Origin of the sequence: Pseudomonas sp. Rh2, from assembly GCF_040762985.1 — a bacterium.
Lineage (GTDB): Bacteria > Pseudomonadota > Gammaproteobacteria > Pseudomonadales > Pseudomonadaceae > Aquipseudomonas > Aquipseudomonas taiwanensis.
Map to the genome: position 1 here is coordinate 1,098,709 of NZ_CP142890.1, position 18,958 is coordinate 1,117,666.

Annotated in this window: 15 protein-coding genes and 1 pseudogene; 9 read left to right on the forward strand and 7 right to left on the reverse strand. The window is 60.9% G+C overall.

Translation table 11 applies throughout. The features are described from left to right. Positions 1 to 82 precede the first annotated feature (82 nt). Entirely contained in the window at positions 83 to 2,380 is a 2,298-nt protein-coding gene (locus VXM67_RS04935) for a YgiQ family radical SAM protein (protein WP_023378493.1), read from the forward strand. Between the two features lie 110 nt (positions 2,381 to 2,490). On the opposite strand, the gene VXM67_RS04940 is transcribed toward VXM67_RS04935, so the two are convergent. Further along, entirely contained in the window at positions 2,491 to 3,078 is a 588-nt protein-coding gene (locus VXM67_RS04940) for a TIGR00730 family Rossman fold protein (RefSeq protein ID WP_023378494.1), read from the reverse strand. Between the two features lie 350 nt (positions 3,079 to 3,428). Here VXM67_RS04940 and azu point away from each other — a divergent pair, with 350 nt between their 5' ends. Next, on the forward strand, positions 3,429 to 3,878 hold the full coding sequence (gene azu / locus VXM67_RS04945; RefSeq protein ID WP_367237529.1) for an azurin: 450 nt from the start codon (positions 3,429 to 3,431) through the stop codon (positions 3,876 to 3,878). Between the two features lie 145 nt (positions 3,879 to 4,023). Here azu and nadE read toward each other — a convergent pair whose 3' ends face one another. Continuing rightward, positions 4,024 to 4,851, reverse strand: a complete 828-nt coding sequence (gene nadE, locus VXM67_RS04950) for an ammonia-dependent NAD(+) synthetase (protein ID WP_104882229.1) — start codon at positions 4,849 to 4,851, stop codon at positions 4,024 to 4,026. A gap of 3 nt (positions 4,852 to 4,854) precedes the next feature. Beyond that, the gene (gene pncB, locus VXM67_RS04955; protein WP_027907974.1) at positions 4,855 to 6,060 is read right to left on the reverse strand and encodes a nicotinate phosphoribosyltransferase; all 1,206 of its coding nucleotides are present in this window, start codon (positions 6,058 to 6,060) and stop codon (positions 4,855 to 4,857) included. Positions 6,061 to 6,539: 479 nt separating this feature from the next. Here pncB and VXM67_RS04960 point away from each other — a divergent pair, with 479 nt between their 5' ends. The 6 genes from VXM67_RS04960 (at position 6,540) to VXM67_RS04985 (ending at position 13,024) form a co-directional block, all read left to right on the forward strand. After that, positions 6,540 to 7,676 carry a branched-chain amino acid ABC transporter substrate-binding protein gene (locus VXM67_RS04960; protein WP_023378500.1) on the forward strand — a complete coding sequence of 379 codons (1,137 nt, stop codon included), beginning with the start codon at positions 6,540 to 6,542 and terminating at the stop codon, positions 7,674 to 7,676. A gap of 151 nt (positions 7,677 to 7,827) precedes the next feature. Next, positions 7,828 to 8,742, forward strand: coding sequence for a branched-chain amino acid ABC transporter permease (locus VXM67_RS04965; RefSeq protein ID WP_013974411.1), 915 nt, complete (start codon positions 7,828 to 7,830; stop codon positions 8,740 to 8,742). A gap of 2 nt (positions 8,743 to 8,744) precedes the next feature. Next, complete coding sequence (livM, locus tag VXM67_RS04970) at positions 8,745 to 10,043, forward strand: high-affinity branched-chain amino acid ABC transporter permease LivM (protein ID WP_023378502.1); 1,299 nt, start codon at positions 8,745 to 8,747, stop codon at positions 10,041 to 10,043. Further along, positions 10,040 to 10,915 carry an ATP-binding cassette domain-containing protein gene (locus VXM67_RS04975; RefSeq protein ID WP_023378503.1) on the forward strand — a complete coding sequence of 292 codons (876 nt, stop codon included), beginning with the start codon at positions 10,040 to 10,042 and terminating at the stop codon, positions 10,913 to 10,915. The genes livM and VXM67_RS04975 overlap by 4 nt, the downstream gene beginning before the upstream one ends. Next, positions 10,912 to 11,628 carry an ABC transporter ATP-binding protein gene (locus VXM67_RS04980; protein WP_027907975.1) on the forward strand — a complete coding sequence of 239 codons (717 nt, stop codon included), beginning with the start codon at positions 10,912 to 10,914 and terminating at the stop codon, positions 11,626 to 11,628. The genes VXM67_RS04975 and VXM67_RS04980 overlap by 4 nt, the downstream gene beginning before the upstream one ends. Before the next feature lie 628 nt (positions 11,629 to 12,256). Next, positions 12,257 to 13,024, forward strand: coding sequence for an SDR family oxidoreductase (locus VXM67_RS04985; RefSeq protein ID WP_023378505.1), 768 nt, complete (start codon positions 12,257 to 12,259; stop codon positions 13,022 to 13,024). A 56-nt stretch (positions 13,025 to 13,080) separates the two neighbouring features. Here VXM67_RS04985 and VXM67_RS04990 read toward each other — a convergent pair whose 3' ends face one another. From VXM67_RS04990 to VXM67_RS05000, 3 genes are all read right to left on the reverse strand, one after another. After that, positions 13,081 to 14,178, reverse strand: coding sequence for an AGE family epimerase/isomerase (locus VXM67_RS04990; protein ID WP_104882227.1), 1,098 nt, complete (start codon positions 14,176 to 14,178; stop codon positions 13,081 to 13,083). 102 nt (positions 14,179 to 14,280) lie between these two features. Then, positions 14,281 to 14,913, reverse strand: coding sequence for a TetR family transcriptional regulator (locus VXM67_RS04995; protein ID WP_023378507.1), 633 nt, complete (start codon positions 14,911 to 14,913; stop codon positions 14,281 to 14,283). Between the two features lie 122 nt (positions 14,914 to 15,035). Next, complete coding sequence (locus tag VXM67_RS05000; RefSeq protein ID WP_023378508.1) at positions 15,036 to 15,623, reverse strand: hypothetical protein; 588 nt, start codon at positions 15,621 to 15,623, stop codon at positions 15,036 to 15,038. A 339-nt stretch (positions 15,624 to 15,962) separates the two neighbouring features. Here VXM67_RS05000 and VXM67_RS05005 point away from each other — a divergent pair, with 339 nt between their 5' ends. Next, positions 15,963 to 18,023 carry an AsmA family protein gene (locus VXM67_RS05005; RefSeq protein WP_023378509.1) on the forward strand — a complete coding sequence of 687 codons (2,061 nt, stop codon included), beginning with the start codon at positions 15,963 to 15,965 and terminating at the stop codon, positions 18,021 to 18,023. 362 nt (positions 18,024 to 18,385) lie between these two features. Here VXM67_RS05005 and VXM67_RS05010 read toward each other — a convergent pair. Beyond that, positions 18,386 to 18,915: pseudogene (locus tag VXM67_RS05010) on the reverse strand (bacterioferritin). Positions 18,916 to 18,958: the final 43 nt, after the last annotated feature.

The following is an 18,958-nucleotide window of genomic DNA, read 5'->3' on the forward strand; positions in this document are numbered from 1 at the left end:
CAGGAAGGTGGTCGGATTTGGTCAAAATTTGTGCTATATTCCGCGCCCGCGATTTCCCTGCACACCAGAACCGGTCACTGACATGCAAGCAGCCAAACCACTCTACGACTATCCAAAGTACTGGGCCGAATGCTTCGGGCCAGCGCCTTTCCTGCCCATGAGCAGGGAGGAGATGGATCTGCTCGGCTGGGATTCCTGCGACATCATCATCGTGACCGGCGACGCCTACGTCGACCACCCGTCGTTCGGCATGGCCATCATTGGCCGCCTGCTGGAAGCCCAGGGCTTTCGCGTGGGGATCATCGCCCAGCCGAACTGGCAGTCCAAAGACGACTTCATGAAGCTCGGCGAGCCGAACCTGTTCTTCGGTGTGGCCGCGGGCAACATGGACTCGATGATCAACCGCTACACCGCGGACAAGAAGATCCGTTCCGACGACGCCTATACCCCAGGTGGCCTGGCCGGCAAGCGTCCGGATCGCGCCAGCCTGGTGTACAGCCAGCGCTGCAAGGAAGCCTACAAGCATGTGCCGATCGTGCTTGGTGGCATCGAGGCTTCGCTGCGCCGTATCGCCCACTACGACTACTGGCAGGACAAGGTCCGCCACTCGATCCTGATCGACGCCAGCGCCGATATCCTGCTGTTCGGCAACGCCGAGCGGGCGGTGGTCGAGGTGGCTCAGCGCTTGTCCAACGGCGAGAAGATCGAAACCATCACCGATGTGCGCGGCACAGCCTTCGTGCGCCGTGACACGCCAGAGGGCTGGTACGAGATCGACTCCACCCGTATCGACCGTCCGGGCCGTGTCGACAAGATCATCAACCCGTACGTGAACACCCAGGACACCCAGGCCTGCGCCATCGAGCAGGCCAAGGGCGAGGTCGAAGACCCGAACGAAGCCAAGGTTGTGCAGATTCTCGATAGCCCGCGCATGACCCGGGAGAAGTCGGTCATTCGCCTGCCGTCGTTCGAAAAGGTTCGTAACGACCCGGTGCTGTATGCCCACGCCAACCGAGTGCTGCACCTGGAGACCAACCCTGGCAACGCCCGCGCCCTGGTGCAGAAGCATGGCGAAGTGGACGTGTGGTTCAACCCACCACCCATCCCCATGACCACCGAGGAAATGGACTACGTGTTCGGCATGCCCTACGCCCGTGTACCGCACCCGGCCTATGGCAAGGAGCGCATCCCGGCCTACGAGATGATCCGATTCTCGGTGAACATCATGCGTGGCTGCTTTGGTGGCTGCACCTTCTGCTCGATCACCGAGCACGAAGGCCGGATCATCCAGAACCGCTCGCACGAGTCGATTCTTCACGAAATCGAAGAGATGCGCGACAAGGTGCCGGGCTTCACCGGCGTGGTCTCCGACCTGGGCGGGCCAACCGCCAACATGTACCGCATCGCGTGCAAGAGCCCCGACATCGAGAAGCACTGCCGCAAGCCGTCGTGCGTGTTCCCAGGTATCTGCGAGAACCTCAACACCGACCACAGCTCGCTGATCGAGCTGTACCGCAAGGCGCGTGCCTTGCCGGGTGTGAAGAAGATCCTGATCGCCTCGGGCCTGCGCTACGACCTGGCTGTCGAATCGCCGGAGTACGTCAAGGAACTGGTCACCCACCACGTTGGCGGATACCTGAAGATTGCCCCGGAACACACCGAGCGTGGCCCGCTGGACAAGATGATGAAGCCAGGTATCGGTACCTACGACCGCTTCAAGCGCATGTTCGAGAAGTTCTCGAAAGAGGCGGGCAAGGAGCAGTACCTGATTCCTTACTTCATCGCGGCGCACCCTGGCACGACCGACGAAGACATGATGAACCTGGCCCTGTGGCTCAAGAGCAACGGCTTCCGTGCCGACCAGGTGCAAGCGTTCTACCCTTCGCCGATGGCATCGGCCACGGCCATGTACCACTCGGGCAAGAACCCGCTGCGCAAGGTGACCTACAAGAGCGAAGGGGTGGAGATCGTCAAGAGCGAGGAGCAGCGTCGTCTGCACAAGGCGTTCCTGCGCTACCACGATCCGAAGGGCTGGCCGATGCTGCGTGAGGCGCTGCAGCGCATGGGTCGTGCTGACCTGATCGGCCCGGGCAAGCATCAGTTGATTCCGTTGCACCAGCCGCAGACCGACGCTTACCAGAGTGCCCGTCGCAAGAACTCGACGCCGGCCGGTAGCCATAAAGTGGGCAAGGACCAGAAGATCCTCACCCAGCACACCGGCCTGCCGCCGCGTGCCAGCGATGGCAGCAAGCCTTGGGACAAGCGCGAAAAGGCCAAGGCCGAAGCGTTCGCCCGCAATCAACAGGCGGCCAAGGAGCGCAGGGAATCGGCGAAGGGTGGCAAGGGCAAGAAGCCGCGTCAGCCAGTAATCCCGCGCTGATCGAGCGCTAGAACCCTGTGGGAGCGGGTTACCCGCACGAGGGTGGATTCACCGACGTATGTGCGGATGAACCCACTCCCACAGGTTAGCTGTCAGGCTATCGATCGAGATCAATCGGGTTTCTTGTCTACCCACTTTGGCGCCACTGGCGCGACAAAGTTGTCCATCCCATCCAGTAGCTCATCCGGCTGCTCACCCAGCAGCAACATCGCCCGATGCTGCGGCCGCACGAATCCTTCCTCGACGATATGGTCGAGGAACCCGCCCAGCTTTTCATAGAAACCCTTCACATCGAGCAACCCCAGCGGCTTGGCGTGATAGCCCAGTTGCCCCCAGGTCCAGACCTCGAACAGTTCTTCAAGCGTACCCAAGCCACCGGGCAGCGCGATAAAGGCATCGCTCAGCTCAGCCATGCGCGCCTTGCGTGCGTGCATGCCGTCGACCACCTCCAGGCGGGTCAGGTTCTTGTGGCCGATTTCAGCGTTCATCAGGCTCTCGGGGATGATCCCGATCACTTCGCCACCTGCGGCCAGGGCCGCGTCGGCCACGGTGCCCATCAGGCCGACCGCGCCGCCGCCATACACCAGGGTCAGGCCGCGTCGGGCAATGGCCTGGCCAAGGGCCACGGCTGCTTCGCGGTAGGCAGGGTTGGCACCGATGCTGGCGCCGCAGAACACACAAACGGAACGTACAGGCATTGCTCATCTCCAGTCGCATTGCGGTGACAGGGTACGGCTCATGCCTGCTGGTTCCAAGGGCGGTTTCACTCTGGGCGGGAGAATTCGCACATCGCGCCACTGGCACCGTGGGCGTAAGCGGCGAGCAGGCTGTTCATCAGGCTTCCAAGGGACATTTCGGGTGACTCCTAATTGAGAGGTTGTCCCATCGTCCACTATAAGGGCATGATGTGCTCTTAGATTGGTTGTATACAATCAATCGAACAATTCTACTGACTGGCCTCTTGACACCCCTTTGATTCACATCAGGTGGGGGCTGAACGGTTTCAGGCAGTCTCGCAATTGATAAAACCCTGCCAAGGAGATTCATGATGTTTGCGAAAGCTGTAGCGGTATCCCTGCTGACCCTCGCCAGCGCCTCTGTCTTCGCAGCCGAGTGTTCGGTAACTGTCGACTCGACCGACCAGATGTCCTACACCACCAAGGAAATCACCGTCGACAAGAGCTGCAAGGAATTTACGGTCAAACTGACCCACTCCGGCAACCTGCCGAAGAACGTCATGGGCCACAACCTGGTGATCAGCAAGACTGCCGACATGCACGGCATTGCCACCGAGGGTATGAGCAAGGGCCTTGATAACGATTACATCAACGCCGCCAATGCCGGGATCATTGCCCACACCAAGATGATCGGCGCACCGGAAAAAGAAACCGAGGTGAAGTTCGACACCTCCAAGCTCGAAGCGGGTGGCGACTACAGCTTCTTCTGCACCTTCCCTGGCCACATCACGATGATGAAGGGCAAGGTGGTCGTCAAGTAATGATGGCTTGAACCAGGGGAGGTCTTTGCCCTCCCTACGCGACGCAAGGCCGCTCCCACAGGATTTAGCGCTTTCTCAAGCACTGCGCAGTCCTCGTGGGCGCGGCCTTGTGTCGCGACAGGGCCGCTAAGCGGCACCAGACGGCTCAAGGGGCGAACGGCAGTTCGCGCTTGTGCTGGGTCTTGCGGTAGGTGTTCACGATGATGTTGAACGCTTCCTGATCCACTGGCAGCCCATGCAGGAACGCGTCGATCTGCTGGTAGGTCACGCCATGGGACGCTTCGTCCGGCTTGCCCGGCGCGAGGTCTTCGAGGTCCGCGGTCGGCACTTTCTCCACCAATGATTCCGGCGCACCGAAACTACGGGCGATCGCTCGTACCTGGTTTTTCACCAGACCGCTCAGCGGAGCCAGGTCACACGCACCATCACCGAACTTGGTAAAGAAGCCCATTACCGCCTCTGCGGCGTGATCGGTACCGATCACCAGGCCAGCGCGGGCGCCCGCGATGGTGTATTGGGCCACCATGCGCATGCGGGCCTTGGTATTGCCCACCACGAAATCCACCATCGACGGCGAGCCGCCTTCCAGTGCTTTCACTTCAGATGCCAGGGCGCGTACTGCCGGGGCGATATCCACCGTGTGCACTTCGTCGGCCTTGATCACGTCCAGGCAGGCCTGGGCGTCATGCTCATCGTGCTGCACCTGGTAAGGCAGGCGCACGGCGATGAAGGTATAGGCCTTATCGCCAGTCTCGGCGCGCAACTCGTTGATCGCCCGCTGGGCGAGCAGGGCGGCGGTCAGCGAGTCGACACCGCCGCTGATGCCCAGTACCAAGGTCTTGAGCCGGGCATTGGCCAGGCAATCCTTGATGAAGGCCACGCGCCGGGCGACTTCGGCCTCGATTGCGGCTGCGTCGGCGAACGGCGGCTGTACCTTGAGCGCCTGGGCAATCTCTTGCTGAACGGCTTGCATGGGTTACTCCTTGCTGGGGATTTTGAATACATGGCGCATGTAGGCGACGAAGTTTTCATCGCGGCACTGGGTCTTGGCAGCCTCGTCGGAGATCTTGGCCACCGGCGAGCCGTTGCAGTCGGTCATTTTAAGCACGATGTTCATTGGCGCCACCCCAGGAATGTCGCAGGTCAGGTTGGTGCCGATGCCAAAACTGACATTGATGCGACCGCGCAGGGCGCGGAAGATTTCCAGCGAGCGGGTCAGGTTCAGGCCATCGGAAAACACCAGGGTCTTGGTCATGGGGTCTATACCGAGTTTCTGGTAATGGGCGATGGCCTTTTCCGCCCAAGCCACCGGGTCCCCCGAGTCATGGCGCAGGCCATCGAACAGCTTGGCGAAGTACAAGTCGAAATCGCTCAGGAATGCGTCCATGGTGATGCAGTCGGTCAGGGCGATACCGAGCAGGCCACGGTATTCGCGGACCCAGCAATCGAGGGCGGCGATCTGGCTGTCGATCAGCCGTGGCCCCAGTTGCTGGTGCGCCATGATCCATTCATGGGCCATGGTGCCGAGAGGTTTGACATCCAGTTTCCATGCCAGGTCGACGTTGCTGGTGCCGACGAACCGCGCCGGGAAGTCATCGCGCAACACCCGCACCACCTCTTCCTGGACGCGGCTTGAAAAGCGCCGACGTGTGCCGAAGTCAGCGACCTGCAATTCGGCCAGCTCGTCTTCACTGGCATGGGCGCGCAGCCAGTCGAACTTGCGATGCAACTGGTCGCGAGCCTCGGCCAGGCGCATGCGCGGGTGCAAGTGGCGGTTGCGCACTTCGCTGATGATGGCCAGCAGGGGCACTTCGAAGAGGATCACATGCAGCCATGGGCCGCGCAGCCGAAGGCACAGCTGGTTGTTCTCGATGCCCAGATGGACGTAGCTCAGGTTGAAGCGGAACAGCCCGAGAAAGCGCAGGAAGTCGGGTTTGAGAAAACTGATGCGTTCGAGAAAGGCCAACTGGCCTTTGTCCAAGGTCAGGTCGCCGAGCCGTTCGATCTGGTTGCGAATCTCGCCAAGGTAGGGACGAAGGTCTTCGCCGTTACGACAGCGGAATTCCCATTCCACATCGGCATCCGGGTAGTTGTGCAGCACGCCCTGCATCATGGTGAGCTTGTAGAAGTCGGTGTCGAGCAGGTTATGCACGATGCGCTCGGCGAATGCGCTCTCGCTCATTAAAGGGGCTCCAAAAGCGGCGAATGGCGAACATTGTGCCAGCCTTTTCAGTGCTGATGTGTCGATGCAGGTGCTGTGGCGGGGAAGTCGAGTCGTGCAGACAGGTAACGATTGAAGGCGTTTCGGGCAAATCAGGTGTTTTTTCGTGCACGAGCTAGCCTTGAAGCGGTGCGGTCTGTAGCAGTCGCGCACCAGCGGTGTGCACTTCGGTGACGTCCGCTGTTACAGGCAGGTTGCACGTAAACACTTGCCGAGGTTGCAATGATGGCACCCGATGGTTGCTCCTTGTCTGTACGTGTGGTGGCGCCCGCCGCGCGGCAGACGGTTGCACGCTCAATAAAGAAAAGGCCGTCGGTCGCTTGGACACGACCCTTGCAGTGAGTTTTTCCAGTTCTTATTACCGATGGCACGGCCCTTGCTCCAAGTACAGGGCTGAGAAGTTGTAGTGCCAACCAAAAAAACTCTAGGAGCACCACCTCATGTCGCAGACGTTTTACAAGAAAGGTTTCCTGGCTCTGGCCGTAGCTACGGCACTGGGTGTTTCTTCGTATGTTCAGGCCGACATCAAGATCGGCGTCGCTGGCCCCATGACGGGTGCCAACGCAGCGTTTGGCGAGCAGTACATGAAGGGCGCCCAAGCGGCAGCCGACAAGATCAACGCCGAGGGTGGCATCAACGGCGAGAAGATCGTTCTGGTAAAAGGCGATGATGCCTGCGAACCGAAGCAAGCCGTGGCCGTGGCCAACCGCCTGGTTGACCAGGACAAGGTGGCCGGCGTGGTGGGCCACTTCTGTTCCTCCAACACCATCCCCGCTTCCGAGGTCTACGATGAGGCTGGCGTGATCGCCATCACCCCAGGCTCCACCAACCCGCAGGTCACCGAGCGCGGGCTTTCCGCCATGTTCCGCATGTGTGGGCGCGACGACCAGCAGGGCATCGTCGCTGGCGATTACATCGTTGACGTGCTCAAGGGCAAGAAGGTAGCCGTCCTGCACGACAAGGATACCTATGGCCAAGGCCTGGCCGACGCGACCAAGGCGCAGCTGGAGAAGCGTGGCGTCAAGCCGGTGCTGTACGAAGGCCTGACCCGCGGCGAGAAAGACTTCAGCGCCGTGGTCACCAAGATCCGCTCTGCCGGTGCCGACGTTGTCTACTTCGGCGGCCTGCACCCAGAGGCTGGCCCGCTGGTGCGCCAGCTGCGCGAACAAGGCCTGAAGGACGTCAAGTTCATGTCCGATGACGGCATCGTCACCGACGAACTGGTCTCCACCGCTGGCGGCGCCCAATACGTCGATGGCGTCTACATGACCTTCGGTGCCGACCCGCGCCTGCTGCCGGACAGCAAGTCGGTGGTGGAAGAGTTCCGCAAGGCCGGTACCGAGCCTGAAGGCTACACCCTGTATGCCTACGCCTCGCTCCAGGCGCTGGCTGCCGCGTTCAATGGCGCGAAGTCGAACAAAGGCGAAGATGCTGCCAAGTGGCTCAAGGCCAACCCGGTCAAGACGGTCATGGGCGAGAAGAAGTGGGACAGCAAGGGCGACCTGACCGTGTCCGACTACGTGGTCTACCAGTGGGATGCCAACGGCAAGTACCACCAGCTGGATAAACAAAAATAAGAACGGCCAGGCCCGGGGCATGCTTCGGGCCATAGCCCCGCGGTACCTGTCTTTATCCGTAGATCTGCACAGTTCTGCGCTGCGAGGGCCGCTTCATCCGTGGCCCGCCGTGGTCGGCGCTCGTGCAATCTCAATCAGGTGAGATTGCGTTATGGATGGTATTTTCCTGCAGCAACTGGTCAACGGCCTGACCCTAGGGTCGGTCTATGGCCTGATCGCCATCGGCTACACAATGGTCTATGGCATCATCGGCATGATCAACTTCGCGCACGGCGAGGTGTACATGATTTCCGCGTACCTCGCGGCGATCAGCCTGGCATTGCTGGCTTACTTCGGTATCGAGTCGTTCCCCCTGCTGATGCTGGGCACCCTGTTGTTCACCATCGTCGTCACTGGCGTCTACGGCTTTACCATCGAGCGCATCGCCTACAAACCCTTGCGTAACTCCACCCGACTGGCACCGCTGATCAGTGCCATCGGCATCTCGCTGATCCTGCAGAACTATGCGCAGATCAGCCAGGGTGCTCGCCAGCAAGGCGTTCCAACGCTGCTGGAAGGCGCCTGGCGCGTCGAAGTCGGCACCGGCTTCGTGCAACTGACCTACACCAAGATCTTCATTCTGGTAGCCGCTTTCGTCGGCATGGGCTTGCTCACCTACGTGATCAAGTACACCAAGCTCGGCCGTATGTGCCGCGCCACCCAGCAAGACCGCAAGATGGCCTCGATCCTGGGTATCAATACCGACCGGGTGATTTCCTACGTGTTCGTCATTGGCGCGGTGATGGCCGCCCTAGCCGGCGTACTGATCACCATGAACTACGGCACCTTCGACTTCTATGCCGGGTTCATCATCGGGATCAAGGCGTTCACCGCAGCGGTACTCGGCGGCATCGGCTCGCTTCCTGGCGCGATGCTGGGCGGGATCATCCTGGGGATTTCCGAGTCGCTGTTCTCTGGCCTGATCAACTCAGACTACAAGGATGTGTTCAGCTTCTCGTTGCTGGTGATGATCCTTATCTTCCGCCCACAAGGCCTGCTGGGTCGCCCGCTCGTGGCTAAGGTGTGAACATGTCCGCTGCCAATACTGCCCCTGTTATCGAAAAAGGTTTCGACCTCAAACGCAGCTTGCTGGAGACCATCGTCGCCGGCCTGCTGGCACTCATTGTCTTCGGTCCGGTCGTCGGCGTGGTGCTCGACGGCTATAGCTTCAACGCCGAGCCCACCCGTGTCGCCTGGCTGGTCGGCGGGGTGATGGCCGGGCGTTTCCTGCTCAGCCTGTACCTGCAGACCGCCGCCGGACGCCGCATGCTCCAGGGCTTCGAGAGTGGTGGCTCGGGCGTGCATGTGCGTGCGCCTGACTACAAGTCGCGCCTGCGCTACATCATCCCGGCGCTGGTGGTGATCGCCATCGTCTTCCCGGTGTTTGCCAACAAGTACCTGCTTACCGTGGTCATCCTCGGCCTGATCTACGTGCTGCTGGGCCTTGGCCTGAATATCGTGGTCGGTCTGGCCGGTCTGCTCGACCTGGGTTACGTGGCCTTCTATGCCATTGGCGCCTACGGTCTGGCCCTGGGTTATCAATACCTTGGGCTGGGCTTCTGGAGCGTGCTGCCATTGGCCGCCATCGCCGCGGCGTTAGCGGGGTGCATACTCGGCTTCCCGGTGTTGCGCATGCACGGTGACTACCTGGCGATCGTGACCCTGGGCTTCGGCGAGATCATCCGCCTGGTGCTGAACAACTGGCTGTCGTTCACCGGTGGTCCCAATGGCATGCCGGCGCCGTCACCGACCTTCTTCGGGCTGGAGTTCGGTCGTCGGGCCAAGGATGGTGGGGTGCCTATCCATGAATTCCTCGGCATCGACTACAACGCCAACTTGAAGTTCGTGTTCATCTACGCCGTGCTGTTCCTGGTGGTGCTGGCGGTGCTCTACATCAAGCATCGGCTCACCCGCATGCCCGTCGGTCGTGCCTGGGAAGCGCTGCGCGAAGATGAAATCGCCTGTCGTTCGATGGGCCTGAACCACGTACTGGTCAAACTCTCGGCCTTCACCCTGGGCGCTTCCACCGCTGGCCTGGCCGGTGTGTTCTTCGCCACCTACCAAGGCTTCGTCAACCCGTCCTCGTTCACCTTCTTCGAGTCAGCGCTGATTCTGGCCATCGTCGTGCTCGGCGGTATGGGCTCGACCGTGGGTGTGGTGATTGCGGCGTTCGTGCTGACGGTGGCGCCAGAACTGCTGCGCAGTTTCTCGGAGTACCGTGTATTGCTGTTCGGCGTGTTGATGGTGTTGATGATGATCTGGCGACCGCGTGGGCTGATCCGCATCAGCCGCACCGGTGTGGTCCCGCGTAAAGGAGTGGCGCCATGAGCGACGATATCATTCTCTCGGTCGACAACCTGATGATGCAGTTCGGCGGCATCAAGGCGCTCAGCGATGTGAGCCTGAAGGTCAAGCGGAACCAAATCTTCGCCCTGATCGGCCCCAACGGCGCGGGCAAGACCACAGTGTTCAACTGCCTCACCGGCTTCTACAAGGCCAGTGGCGGGCGCATCGAACTGAATGTGCGCGGCAGCCACACCAATGTGATCCAGTTGCTCGGCGAGCGTTTCCAGGCTGCGGACTTCGTCTCGCCCGCGCGCTTTGCCAACCGTTTGTACTACAAGATGTTCGGCGGCACCCACCTGGTGAACCGTGCGGGCCTGGCGCGCACTTTCCAGAACATTCGCCTGTTCAAGGAAATGTCGGTGGTGGAAAACCTGCTGGTGGCCCAGCACATGTGGGTCAACCGCAACCTGCTGGCCGGAGTGCTCAACACCAAGGCTTACCGCAAGGCCGAAAGCGATGCACTCGACCATGCGTTCTATTGGCTGGAGGTGGTCGACCTGGTCGACTGTGCCAACCGCCTGGCGGGCGAGTTGTCGTATGGTCAGCAGCGGCGCCTGGAAATTGCCCGCGCCATGTGCACCCGGCCGAAGATCATCTGCCTGGACGAACCGGCTGCCGGCCTCAACCCGCAGGAAACCGAAGCCCTGAGCGGCATGATCCGTGTGCTGCGTGACGAGCATGACATCACCGTGGTGCTGATCGAGCACGACATGGGCATGGTCATGAGTATTTCCGACCACATCGTCGTGCTGGACCACGGCAACGTGATCGCCGAAGGCTCGCCACAGGATATTCGCCACAACCCGACGGTGATTGCCGCCTATCTGGGTGCCGATGAAGAGGAACTGGTATGAGTGCACCCATTCTCGAGCTGAAGGACCTGGACGTGTTCTACGGGCCGATCCAGGCGCTGAAGAAAGTCTCGATGCATATCAACGAAGGCGAGACGGTCAGCCTGATCGGCGCCAACGGGGCTGGCAAGTCGACACTGCTGATGTCGATATTCGGTCAACCGCGGGCTGCGTCCGGGCAAATCATTTATCGCGGTACCGACATTACCCGCAAGTCGTCGCACTACATCGCCTCCAACGGTATCGCCCAGTCGCCGGAAGGGCGTCGGGTGTTCCCCGACATGACCGTCGAGGAAAACCTCATGATGGGCACCATCCCCATTGGCGACCAATACGCCAACGAAGACATGCAGCGCATGTTCGAGCTGTTCCCACGGCTGAAGGAGCGCCGCAACCAGCGGGCCATGACCATGTCCGGTGGTGAGCAGCAGATGCTGGCCATCGCTCGCGCGCTCATGAGCCGGCCGAAGTTGCTGCTGCTCGACGAGCCATCGCTGGGGCTGGCGCCGATCGTGGTCAAGCAGATCTTCTCCACCCTGCGGGAGCTGGCCAAGACCGGCATGACCATCTTCCTGGTAGAGCAGAACGCCAACCATGCGCTGAAGCTGTCGGACCGGGCATACGTGATGGTCAACGGGCAGATTCGCATGACCGGCACGGGGCAGGAGTTGTTGGTGAACGAGGAGGTGCGCAACGCCTACCTGGGCGGGCACTGAGTCATCCAAACGCCGGGAAGCCGGTTCCTGCAGCGAGCGCTTCAACCTGTAGGAGCCGGCTTGCCGGCGATGTGGACAACTTGTCGCATATCTTTTCCGAAGCACGCCAGAATCCGCTCGCAAGTCATTGTTTCCACAGTTTCTATTTTTCCACGGATAATGTGGAACCGCCTGTGGAAAACATGGTGGCATCTCGTTGTATCCCTTTAACGACGGGGCCTGCAAAGGATCGGTCGTTTTTTGATCAAGCAGCCTTAGTACATGACTTTCCTGGGGATTCTTGCCCAGGCAGGGATGATCGACGCGCGTTCAATGCCTGTGGATAACTCTGTGAAAAAGCCTTGGACAGTCCGCTGTAGGCGGCATGTTTGAAAGCCCTGGGCCATCATGAAGACCGTGGCGGACGACCGCAGTAAGCTGAAAGGGTTCCGCTGTGTCGATAAGTTGCCCCCAATCCGTGGGGAAAGCCTTGTGGATAAGTTCTGCATACCTGCCGGCGGGCCCTCTGTTCCGAGGCTTCCGAGCATATGTACAAAAAATGACCAGCGCAGGACACGGCTTGCTGCCCGCGCGCTCGGAAGGCATGCTGCAAACCCTGCCGACGATAATCCACAGCGAGGAACAGAGCATGACGTCCACCGTATTCATCACAGGCGCGACTTCCGGTTTCGGCGAGGCCACCGCACGGCGCTTTGCCGAGGCGGGTTGGAAGCTGATCCTGACAGGCCGCCGCAAGGATCGCCTGGACGCCCTGTGCGCTGAGTTGGCGGCTAAGACCGAAGTGCACGGCCTGGTCCTGGATGTGCGTGACCGCAAGGCCATGGAACATGCCATTGCCAACCTGCCGGCAGGCTTTGAGAAATTGCGCGGCCTGGTCAATAACGCGGGCCTCGCGCTGGGGGCGGACCCGGCGCAGAAGTGCGACCTGGATGACTGGGAAACCATGGTCGACACCAACATCAAGGGCCTGATGTACACCACCCGCCTGCTGCTGCCGCGGTTGATCGCCCATGGCCGTGGTGCGTCGATCCTCAATGTGGGTTCGGTGGCCGGCAACTATCCGTACCCTGGCAGCCACGTGTATGGCGGTACCAAGGCGTTCGTCGGTCAATTCTCGTTGAGCTTGCGTTGCGACTTGCGTGGCACTGGCGTGCGCGTCAGCAACATCGAACCGGGCCTGTGCGAGAGCGAATTCTCGCTGGTGCGTTTCGGGGGCGACCAAGCCAAGTATGACGCCACTTACGCTGGCGCCGAGCCGATTCAGCCGCAGGATATCGCCGACACGATCTTCTGGATCCTCAACCAGCCGGCGCACATCAACATCAACAGCCTGGAGCTGATGCCGGTGAGCCAAGACTGGGCAGGTTTTTCGATCGACCGTTCGGCCAAGGGCTGATCGGCGGCCAGCCCGCTCCTGCAAGGCTCGCATGAGCCTTCGGGAGCGGAATTGCGTCAGTTCAGGCGCTGTAGGCCTTGCAGGCAGGTCGCCAAGTGATAGGGGGTGGTTGAAGGCATGTCGTGGCGGCTGACAGCGCCCTGACCATCCCGGCACTCATACCAGCCGCCAGCGTGAAGGAACCGTTGATCCATCGCCTTCAACTGCGCAGGCAGTTTCGCGAGTCCCTCTGGCCGCAACACCAGCGCCCGCAGGTATTCCGCCTGTGCCCAGATCCGCTGGGTGGCATCGAGCACCTTGCCGTTCACCTCCAGCATCGCCAGCACGGCCGCGTCCTTCACGCCGCACCGCTCGGCATAGTCGAATGCGCGGTCTATCGCTGCATGCAGTGGGGTTTCGCGCAGCAGCGGTGAGGTATCGAGCAGGTAGAACCATTCGAACTGATGGCCCGGCTCGAACCAGTTATCCACAGCATCGCGCGGTTTTTCCAGCATCAGGCCGTGCTCCGGCTCGATGAAGTGCGCGTGCAGGGCGTCGCACAGCCGCAGCAGTGCCTGGCGTGCCTGGTCGTCCTCGCGCACTGCCAGTACCTGAAGCAGGGCCTCGGCCAGGTGCATCTGCGGGTTCTGCAGCGGTCCGCTACCCAGATCCGACCAATCCTGGTCCAGGCTGGCTTCGTACAGGCCGTCGTCGCGGGCAAATTGTTGCGCGATGACTGTCAGGGCTGCGTTGAGGGTGGACTCCACCAGGCTCTCGCGCACCTTGCCCCAGTAGTGTGCGCAGGCGAACACGATGAATGCGTGGGTGTAGAGGTCCTTGCGGGTGTCCAGTGGCTTGCCGTCGGCATCGATGCTGTAGAACCAGCCGCCGTGCTCGGCATCGTGGAAATGCCGCTGCAATGAGCGGAACAGCGCGGCGGCACGTTCCGCTGCACCGGGCTGCTCGATGCGGCTGCTGAACAGGTAGAGTTGGCGGGCGCAGGCCATAGCGCGGTAGCGCTGGACCGGCAGCGGGCGATGCTGGGCGTCCAGCGCCTCGTAGGGCAGGGCCATGTCGGCGTTCCAGCCCGGGCCTTGCCACAGCGGCACGATGCGCTCGGCGAAGTGCTGGTTGAAGCGGGCCAGTTCGGGCAGGGTGGGGCGGGGGTCGGACATGAAGGCGCTCGTCGCAATCGGGCAGTGCGCCATGTTAGCAGAAGTGAGGTTGGGGATTGTTCGTGCCAGCCTGCCAGGAGCCCGGCCGCTGCAGCCAGCCGATCAGCCAGGATTGCCCAACCCCTGCCAATGTCGTGCCCCGACGAAGATGAAGCGCAGTTGCTGGGTGATCTTCTCTTGTGGCGTCAGTGCCTGTGGATAACCAGGCTCCGGACTGTCGATCAATTCGGGCAAGGTTGCGAACACGGTTTTGACCACAAGGTCGGCCATCACGGCCAACGCGGCCTGATCCAGATGTTGCCAGCGCTTCATGCGTCCAAGGTCGGTCGCCAGGTCGTTGCTGATGCCTTGGCGCAAACCGGCGATGGCTTGACGTACTGCCTGTGAACCCCCGTATTGCTCGCGGGCCAGAAACAGGAACTGGGCACGGTGAGCCGCGACCACATCGAGGAAGATGCGTACCGAAGCATCGGTGATGCCGCCAAGTTCGAATTCGTTGTGCCGAACAAGGCGAATGGTCTGGCGGAAGGTGGCGTCGACTTCGGCGACCAGGGCCAGGCCCAGGGCGTCCATGTCAGGGAAATGCCGGTAGAAACCGGTGGGTACGATGCCCGCGGCCCTGGCGACTTCACGCAGGCTGATGCTGCCGAACCCACGGCCGCTCTCCATCAACTGGCAGGCAGCGTCCAGCAGGGCCTGGCGGGTCTGTAGCTTTTGTTCGGCGCGAGGCAGCATGGGGGCGAATTCTGTGGCTGTACGGCTGGGCATTCTGGATAAAAAAACAAAGCCCGGTCAATGGACCGGGCTTGGAGGGGAGCAGGCGCTTTGCGTGGGATTGTTCTTTTCGGCCATGGCGATCAGCTCACTCGGCTGAGTTCGACCAGACGATCCGAACCACCCTCGGCGACGCGGCTGGAGCGTTCGATCAGACGGTCCGAGCCACCTTCGGCAACACGACCGGAGCGTTCGATCAGACGGTCCGAGCCACCTTCGGCAACACGACCGGAGCGTTCGATCAGACGGTCCGAGCCACCTTCGGCAACACGACCGGAGCGTTCGATCAGACGGTCCGAGCCACCTTCGGCAACACGACCGGAGCGCTCGATCAGGCGGTCCGAGCCACCTTCGGCAACACGGCCGGAGCGCTCGATCAGACGGTCCGAGCCACCTTCGGCAACACGGCCGGAGCGCTCGATCAGGCGGTCCGAGCCACCTTCGGCAACACGACCCGAGCGTTCGATCAGGCGGTCGGAGCCACCTTCGGCAACTCGACCCGAACGTTCGATCAGGCGATCCGCGCCACCTTCTGCCAGCGTTTTCAGCGGTTGGGCCATTTCGGCAGCGCTGGAACGCGATTCGGCGGTCAGGTGCTGGTCATCGGCTGGCATGGCGAAAGCGTTGGCGGCAAGGATTGAAAGGGTCAGGGTCAGCAGTTGGCGTTTCATGATTTCGGTGCTCCTCTCGGGGGCTGGAAAGTGGGTACGGAGTTAATGTTACGCCCGGTAACGCCAGAGAGAAGTTCATAAGGGTAATGGTGACAATCGACGATATTGATAGACGTTTAGACCGCTCTAGCACGGGGTTTCCATGGCAGGTAACGGCTAACGGCCACTGTTTCCGTGATGCGTGCGAAGGGCTGGAGATGACGGAAAGCTGAGCGGGGCATCTGGAAAAACCTGGTTATCATGGCCTCCTCGATAAAACCTCACTGGTTTTCATCAGTCCGAGATATTGAGTGCCACCATTGCGCTCGCTTCGTGCCATGTTGTCAGGAGAATCACGCAATGACGCGCCCCGCCAGAATCCTCGTCTGGACCCTCAGCAGCCTTGTGACCGTACTGGCGATCGTGCTGGTGGTGATTGCCACGTTCGACTGGAACCGCATCAAGCCGCTGCTCAACGAGAAGGTATCCGAAGCCTTGCATCGCCCTTTCGCGATCAATGGCAATCTTGCCGTGCAATGGCGTACCGAGCCGGAGGAAGGGGGCTGGAGAGCCTGGGTGCCGTGGCCGCGCTTCATCGCCGAAGACCTCACCTTGGGCAATCCTGACTGGTTGAAGGCGCCGAAGATGGTTGGGCTGGAACGTGTGGAGTTCCGCCTGTCGCCCTTGCCGCTGATCTTCCGGCAGATCGTCATCCCCCGTATCGACCTGACCCAGCCGACCGCCAGCCTCACACGGCTAGCTGACGGCCGTGCCAACTGGACATTCGACTTCGGGCCGAAGGACGAAAACGAAGCGCCTTCGCAGTGGCAGCTGGATATCGGCGCCATCGGTTTCGACCAGGGCAATGTCAGTGTCGATGACCAGACATTGAAAACCAGCATGAAGGTGCAGATCGACCCGTTGGGCAAGCCGATCCCATTTGGCGACATCGTCGGTAAAGCACGCGCCGAGAAGGCCGGTGGAGCCCAGGATTATGCCTTCGGCCTCAAGGCCCAGGGCCGTTACAAGGGCCAGCCGGTGTCTGGTACCGGCAAGATGGGCGGGCTGCTGGCCTTGCAGGACGCCAGCCAACCCTTCCCGCTGCAAGCCGACGTCCGGATTGCCGACACCCATGTGGTGCTGAGCGGCACGCTGACCGACCCGCGCAATCTTGGCGCGCTGGATTTGCGCCTGAAGTTGTCGGGTGCGAGCCTGGGCAACTTGTACCCCCTGACTGGCGTGACCCTGCCGGACACCCCGGCGTACTCCACGGACGGGCGGTTGAGCGCCAACCTGCGAGCCCCAGAAGGCGCAACGTTCAATTACCAGTCGTTCAACGGCAAGATCGGTGACAGTGATATCCATGGCGACCTGGCCTTCGTCGCCAGTCAGCCCCGGCCAAAGCTGTCGGGGAACCTGGTGTCCACTCAACTGCTGTTCAAGGACCTGGCACCGCTGATCGGTGCCGACTCGAACGCCGAGCAAAAGGCCCGCGGCGGGGCCAGCAAGCAGCCGTCGGGCAAGGTGTTGCCTGTGGAGGCGTTTAGGACCGAGCGCTGGCGGGCGATGGATGCCGACGTCACCTTCAGCGGCAAGCGCATCGTCCACAGTGCACAGTTGCCTTTCACCGATTTGTCAGCCCACGTGATGCTCGACGATGGATTGCTGCGCCTGGAGCCTCTGCGCTTCGGTGTGGCGGGTGGCAACCTGGCGTCGGATATCCGCTTGGACGGTCGCAATGTGCCGTTGCAGGGGCGCGCCAAACTGACTGCCAGGGGGTTCAAGCTCAAGCAACTGTTCCCAAGCTTCGCGCCGATGCAGACCAGTTTTGGTGAACTGAACGGCGATGCCGACATCAGTGGCCGTGGCAATTCGGTGGCGGCGTTGTTGGGCACTGCAAACGGTGACCTGCGCATGTTGATCAATGACGGCGCTATCAGCCGCAGCCTGATGGAGATCGCTGGGCTGAACGTGGGCAACTACGTGATTGGCAAGTTGTTTGGCGATGAAGATGTGAAGATCAACTGCGCAGCCGCGGACGTTGGGATCAAGAATGGGTTGGCGACGACGCGATTGTTCATTTTCGATACGGAGAACGCGATCATCTACATCAACGGTACGGCCAACTTTGCCAGTGAACAGCTCGATTTGAAGATCACGCCGGAGTCCAAGGGCGTTCGCTTGTTCTCGCTGCGCTCGCCGTTGTATGTACGGGGGCCGTTTGCCAAGCCTAGTGCGGGTGTGCAGGCGGTGCCGTTGGCGCTGCGCGGGGCGGGGATGGTGGCGCTTGGCGTGGTTGCTGGTCCGGCGGCGGGGTTGTTGGCATTGATAGCGCCGAGTAGCGGTGATGAGCCCAATCAATGTACGCCGTTATTGCAACAGATGAAGGCAGGCAAAGCACCAGCGGCAGTGAAGAAATAGCGCGGTCGCGCTGTGCGCTTCGCTTGTTCTGCTGTCGCGTTGCTGCTGCTGAGCTTTGCTTTTAGTGCGCGAGGATCCAGGCACCACACATCACGAGGTCAGGAGGCCGGAGTGAGGGAGCCCCGAAACGTAGGGGCTGGATGGTAGGGGCCAACGGTTATGGTTACTTTGGCCACGACCAAAGTAACCCACCGGAAGGGCGGAAAGGTGAAGAAGCGACTCCATGGCAAATGGATATTCACGCGGGACAAATGCCGGCTTTTAGTTAAATTTTCGGCCTATGGTTGGCCCGTGGTAAGTGGGTCAGCCTAACCTTGTGCCAAGGCGAAGTTCCATCACCGTTCCGCTCTTACGCAAAGCAGTCAGAGGCCCTGCAGCAAATCCGACATGTCATCGGCGTGCTCTTCTTCCTGTGCCAGAATATCTTCGAAAATACGCCGCGTAGTCGGATCCTTATCGCCGATGTATTGGATGATCTCCCGGTAACTGTCGATGGCAATCCGTTCCGCTACTAAGTTCTCCAACACCATTTCCTTGAGCGATTTACCCTCTACATACTGGGCATGCGAGTGCTTCGAGAGGTTATCCGGATTGAAATCAGGCTCCCCCCCAGCTGAACAATCCGCTCAGCCAATTTGTCAGCATGCTCGGCTTCCTGGTTGGCATGTTCCAGAAACTCCTGCGCCGCTACACTGGCCTTGATACCACTGGCCATGAAGTAGTGCCGCTTGTAGCGCAAGGTACAGACCAGCTCGGTGGCCAGCGACTCGTTGAGCAGCCGCAGGATTTTCTCGCGATCAGCAGGGTACCCCTCGGTCACGGCGCCTTGCTCGACATGCTGGCGTGCCCGCGCGCGCAAGGTATTCACATCGGTCAGTTCAACGTTGCTCATGGTGGTCTCCAAACAGATCAGGACAGGTGTTCAGGTGTCAGGA

What these genes read in the sequence shown, in the direction of transcription:
- VXM67_RS04935 (WP_023378493.1), top strand. Translation starts at nt 83, where the DNA reads ATGCAAGCAGCCAAACCACTCTACGACTATCCAAAGTACTGGGCCGAA.
- VXM67_RS04940 (WP_023378494.1), bottom strand. Translation starts at nt 3,078, where the DNA reads ATGCCTGTACGTTCCGTTTGTGTGTTCTGCGGCGCCAGCATCGGTGCC.
- azu (WP_367237529.1), top strand. Translation starts at nt 3,429, where the DNA reads ATGTTTGCGAAAGCTGTAGCGGTATCCCTGCTGACCCTCGCCAGCGCC.
- nadE (WP_104882229.1), bottom strand. Translation starts at nt 4,851, where the DNA reads ATGCAAGCCGTTCAGCAAGAGATTGCCCAGGCGCTCAAGGTACAGCCG.
- pncB (WP_027907974.1), bottom strand. Translation starts at nt 6,060, where the DNA reads ATGAGCGAGAGCGCATTCGCCGAGCGCATCGTGCATAACCTGCTCGAC.
- VXM67_RS04960 (WP_023378500.1), top strand. Translation starts at nt 6,540, where the DNA reads ATGTCGCAGACGTTTTACAAGAAAGGTTTCCTGGCTCTGGCCGTAGCT.
- VXM67_RS04965 (WP_013974411.1), top strand. Translation starts at nt 7,828, where the DNA reads ATGGATGGTATTTTCCTGCAGCAACTGGTCAACGGCCTGACCCTAGGG.
- livM (WP_023378502.1), top strand. Translation starts at nt 8,745, where the DNA reads ATGTCCGCTGCCAATACTGCCCCTGTTATCGAAAAAGGTTTCGACCTC.
- VXM67_RS04975 (WP_023378503.1), top strand. Translation starts at nt 10,040, where the DNA reads ATGAGCGACGATATCATTCTCTCGGTCGACAACCTGATGATGCAGTTC.
- VXM67_RS04980 (WP_027907975.1), top strand. Translation starts at nt 10,912, where the DNA reads ATGAGTGCACCCATTCTCGAGCTGAAGGACCTGGACGTGTTCTACGGG.
- VXM67_RS04985 (WP_023378505.1), top strand. Translation starts at nt 12,257, where the DNA reads ATGACGTCCACCGTATTCATCACAGGCGCGACTTCCGGTTTCGGCGAG.
- VXM67_RS04990 (WP_104882227.1), bottom strand. Translation starts at nt 14,178, where the DNA reads ATGTCCGACCCCCGCCCCACCCTGCCCGAACTGGCCCGCTTCAACCAG.
- VXM67_RS04995 (WP_023378507.1), bottom strand. Translation starts at nt 14,913, where the DNA reads ATGCTGCCTCGCGCCGAACAAAAGCTACAGACCCGCCAGGCCCTGCTG.
- VXM67_RS05000 (WP_023378508.1), bottom strand. Translation starts at nt 15,623, where the DNA reads ATGAAACGCCAACTGCTGACCCTGACCCTTTCAATCCTTGCCGCCAAC.
- VXM67_RS05005 (WP_023378509.1), top strand. Translation starts at nt 15,963, where the DNA reads ATGACGCGCCCCGCCAGAATCCTCGTCTGGACCCTCAGCAGCCTTGTG.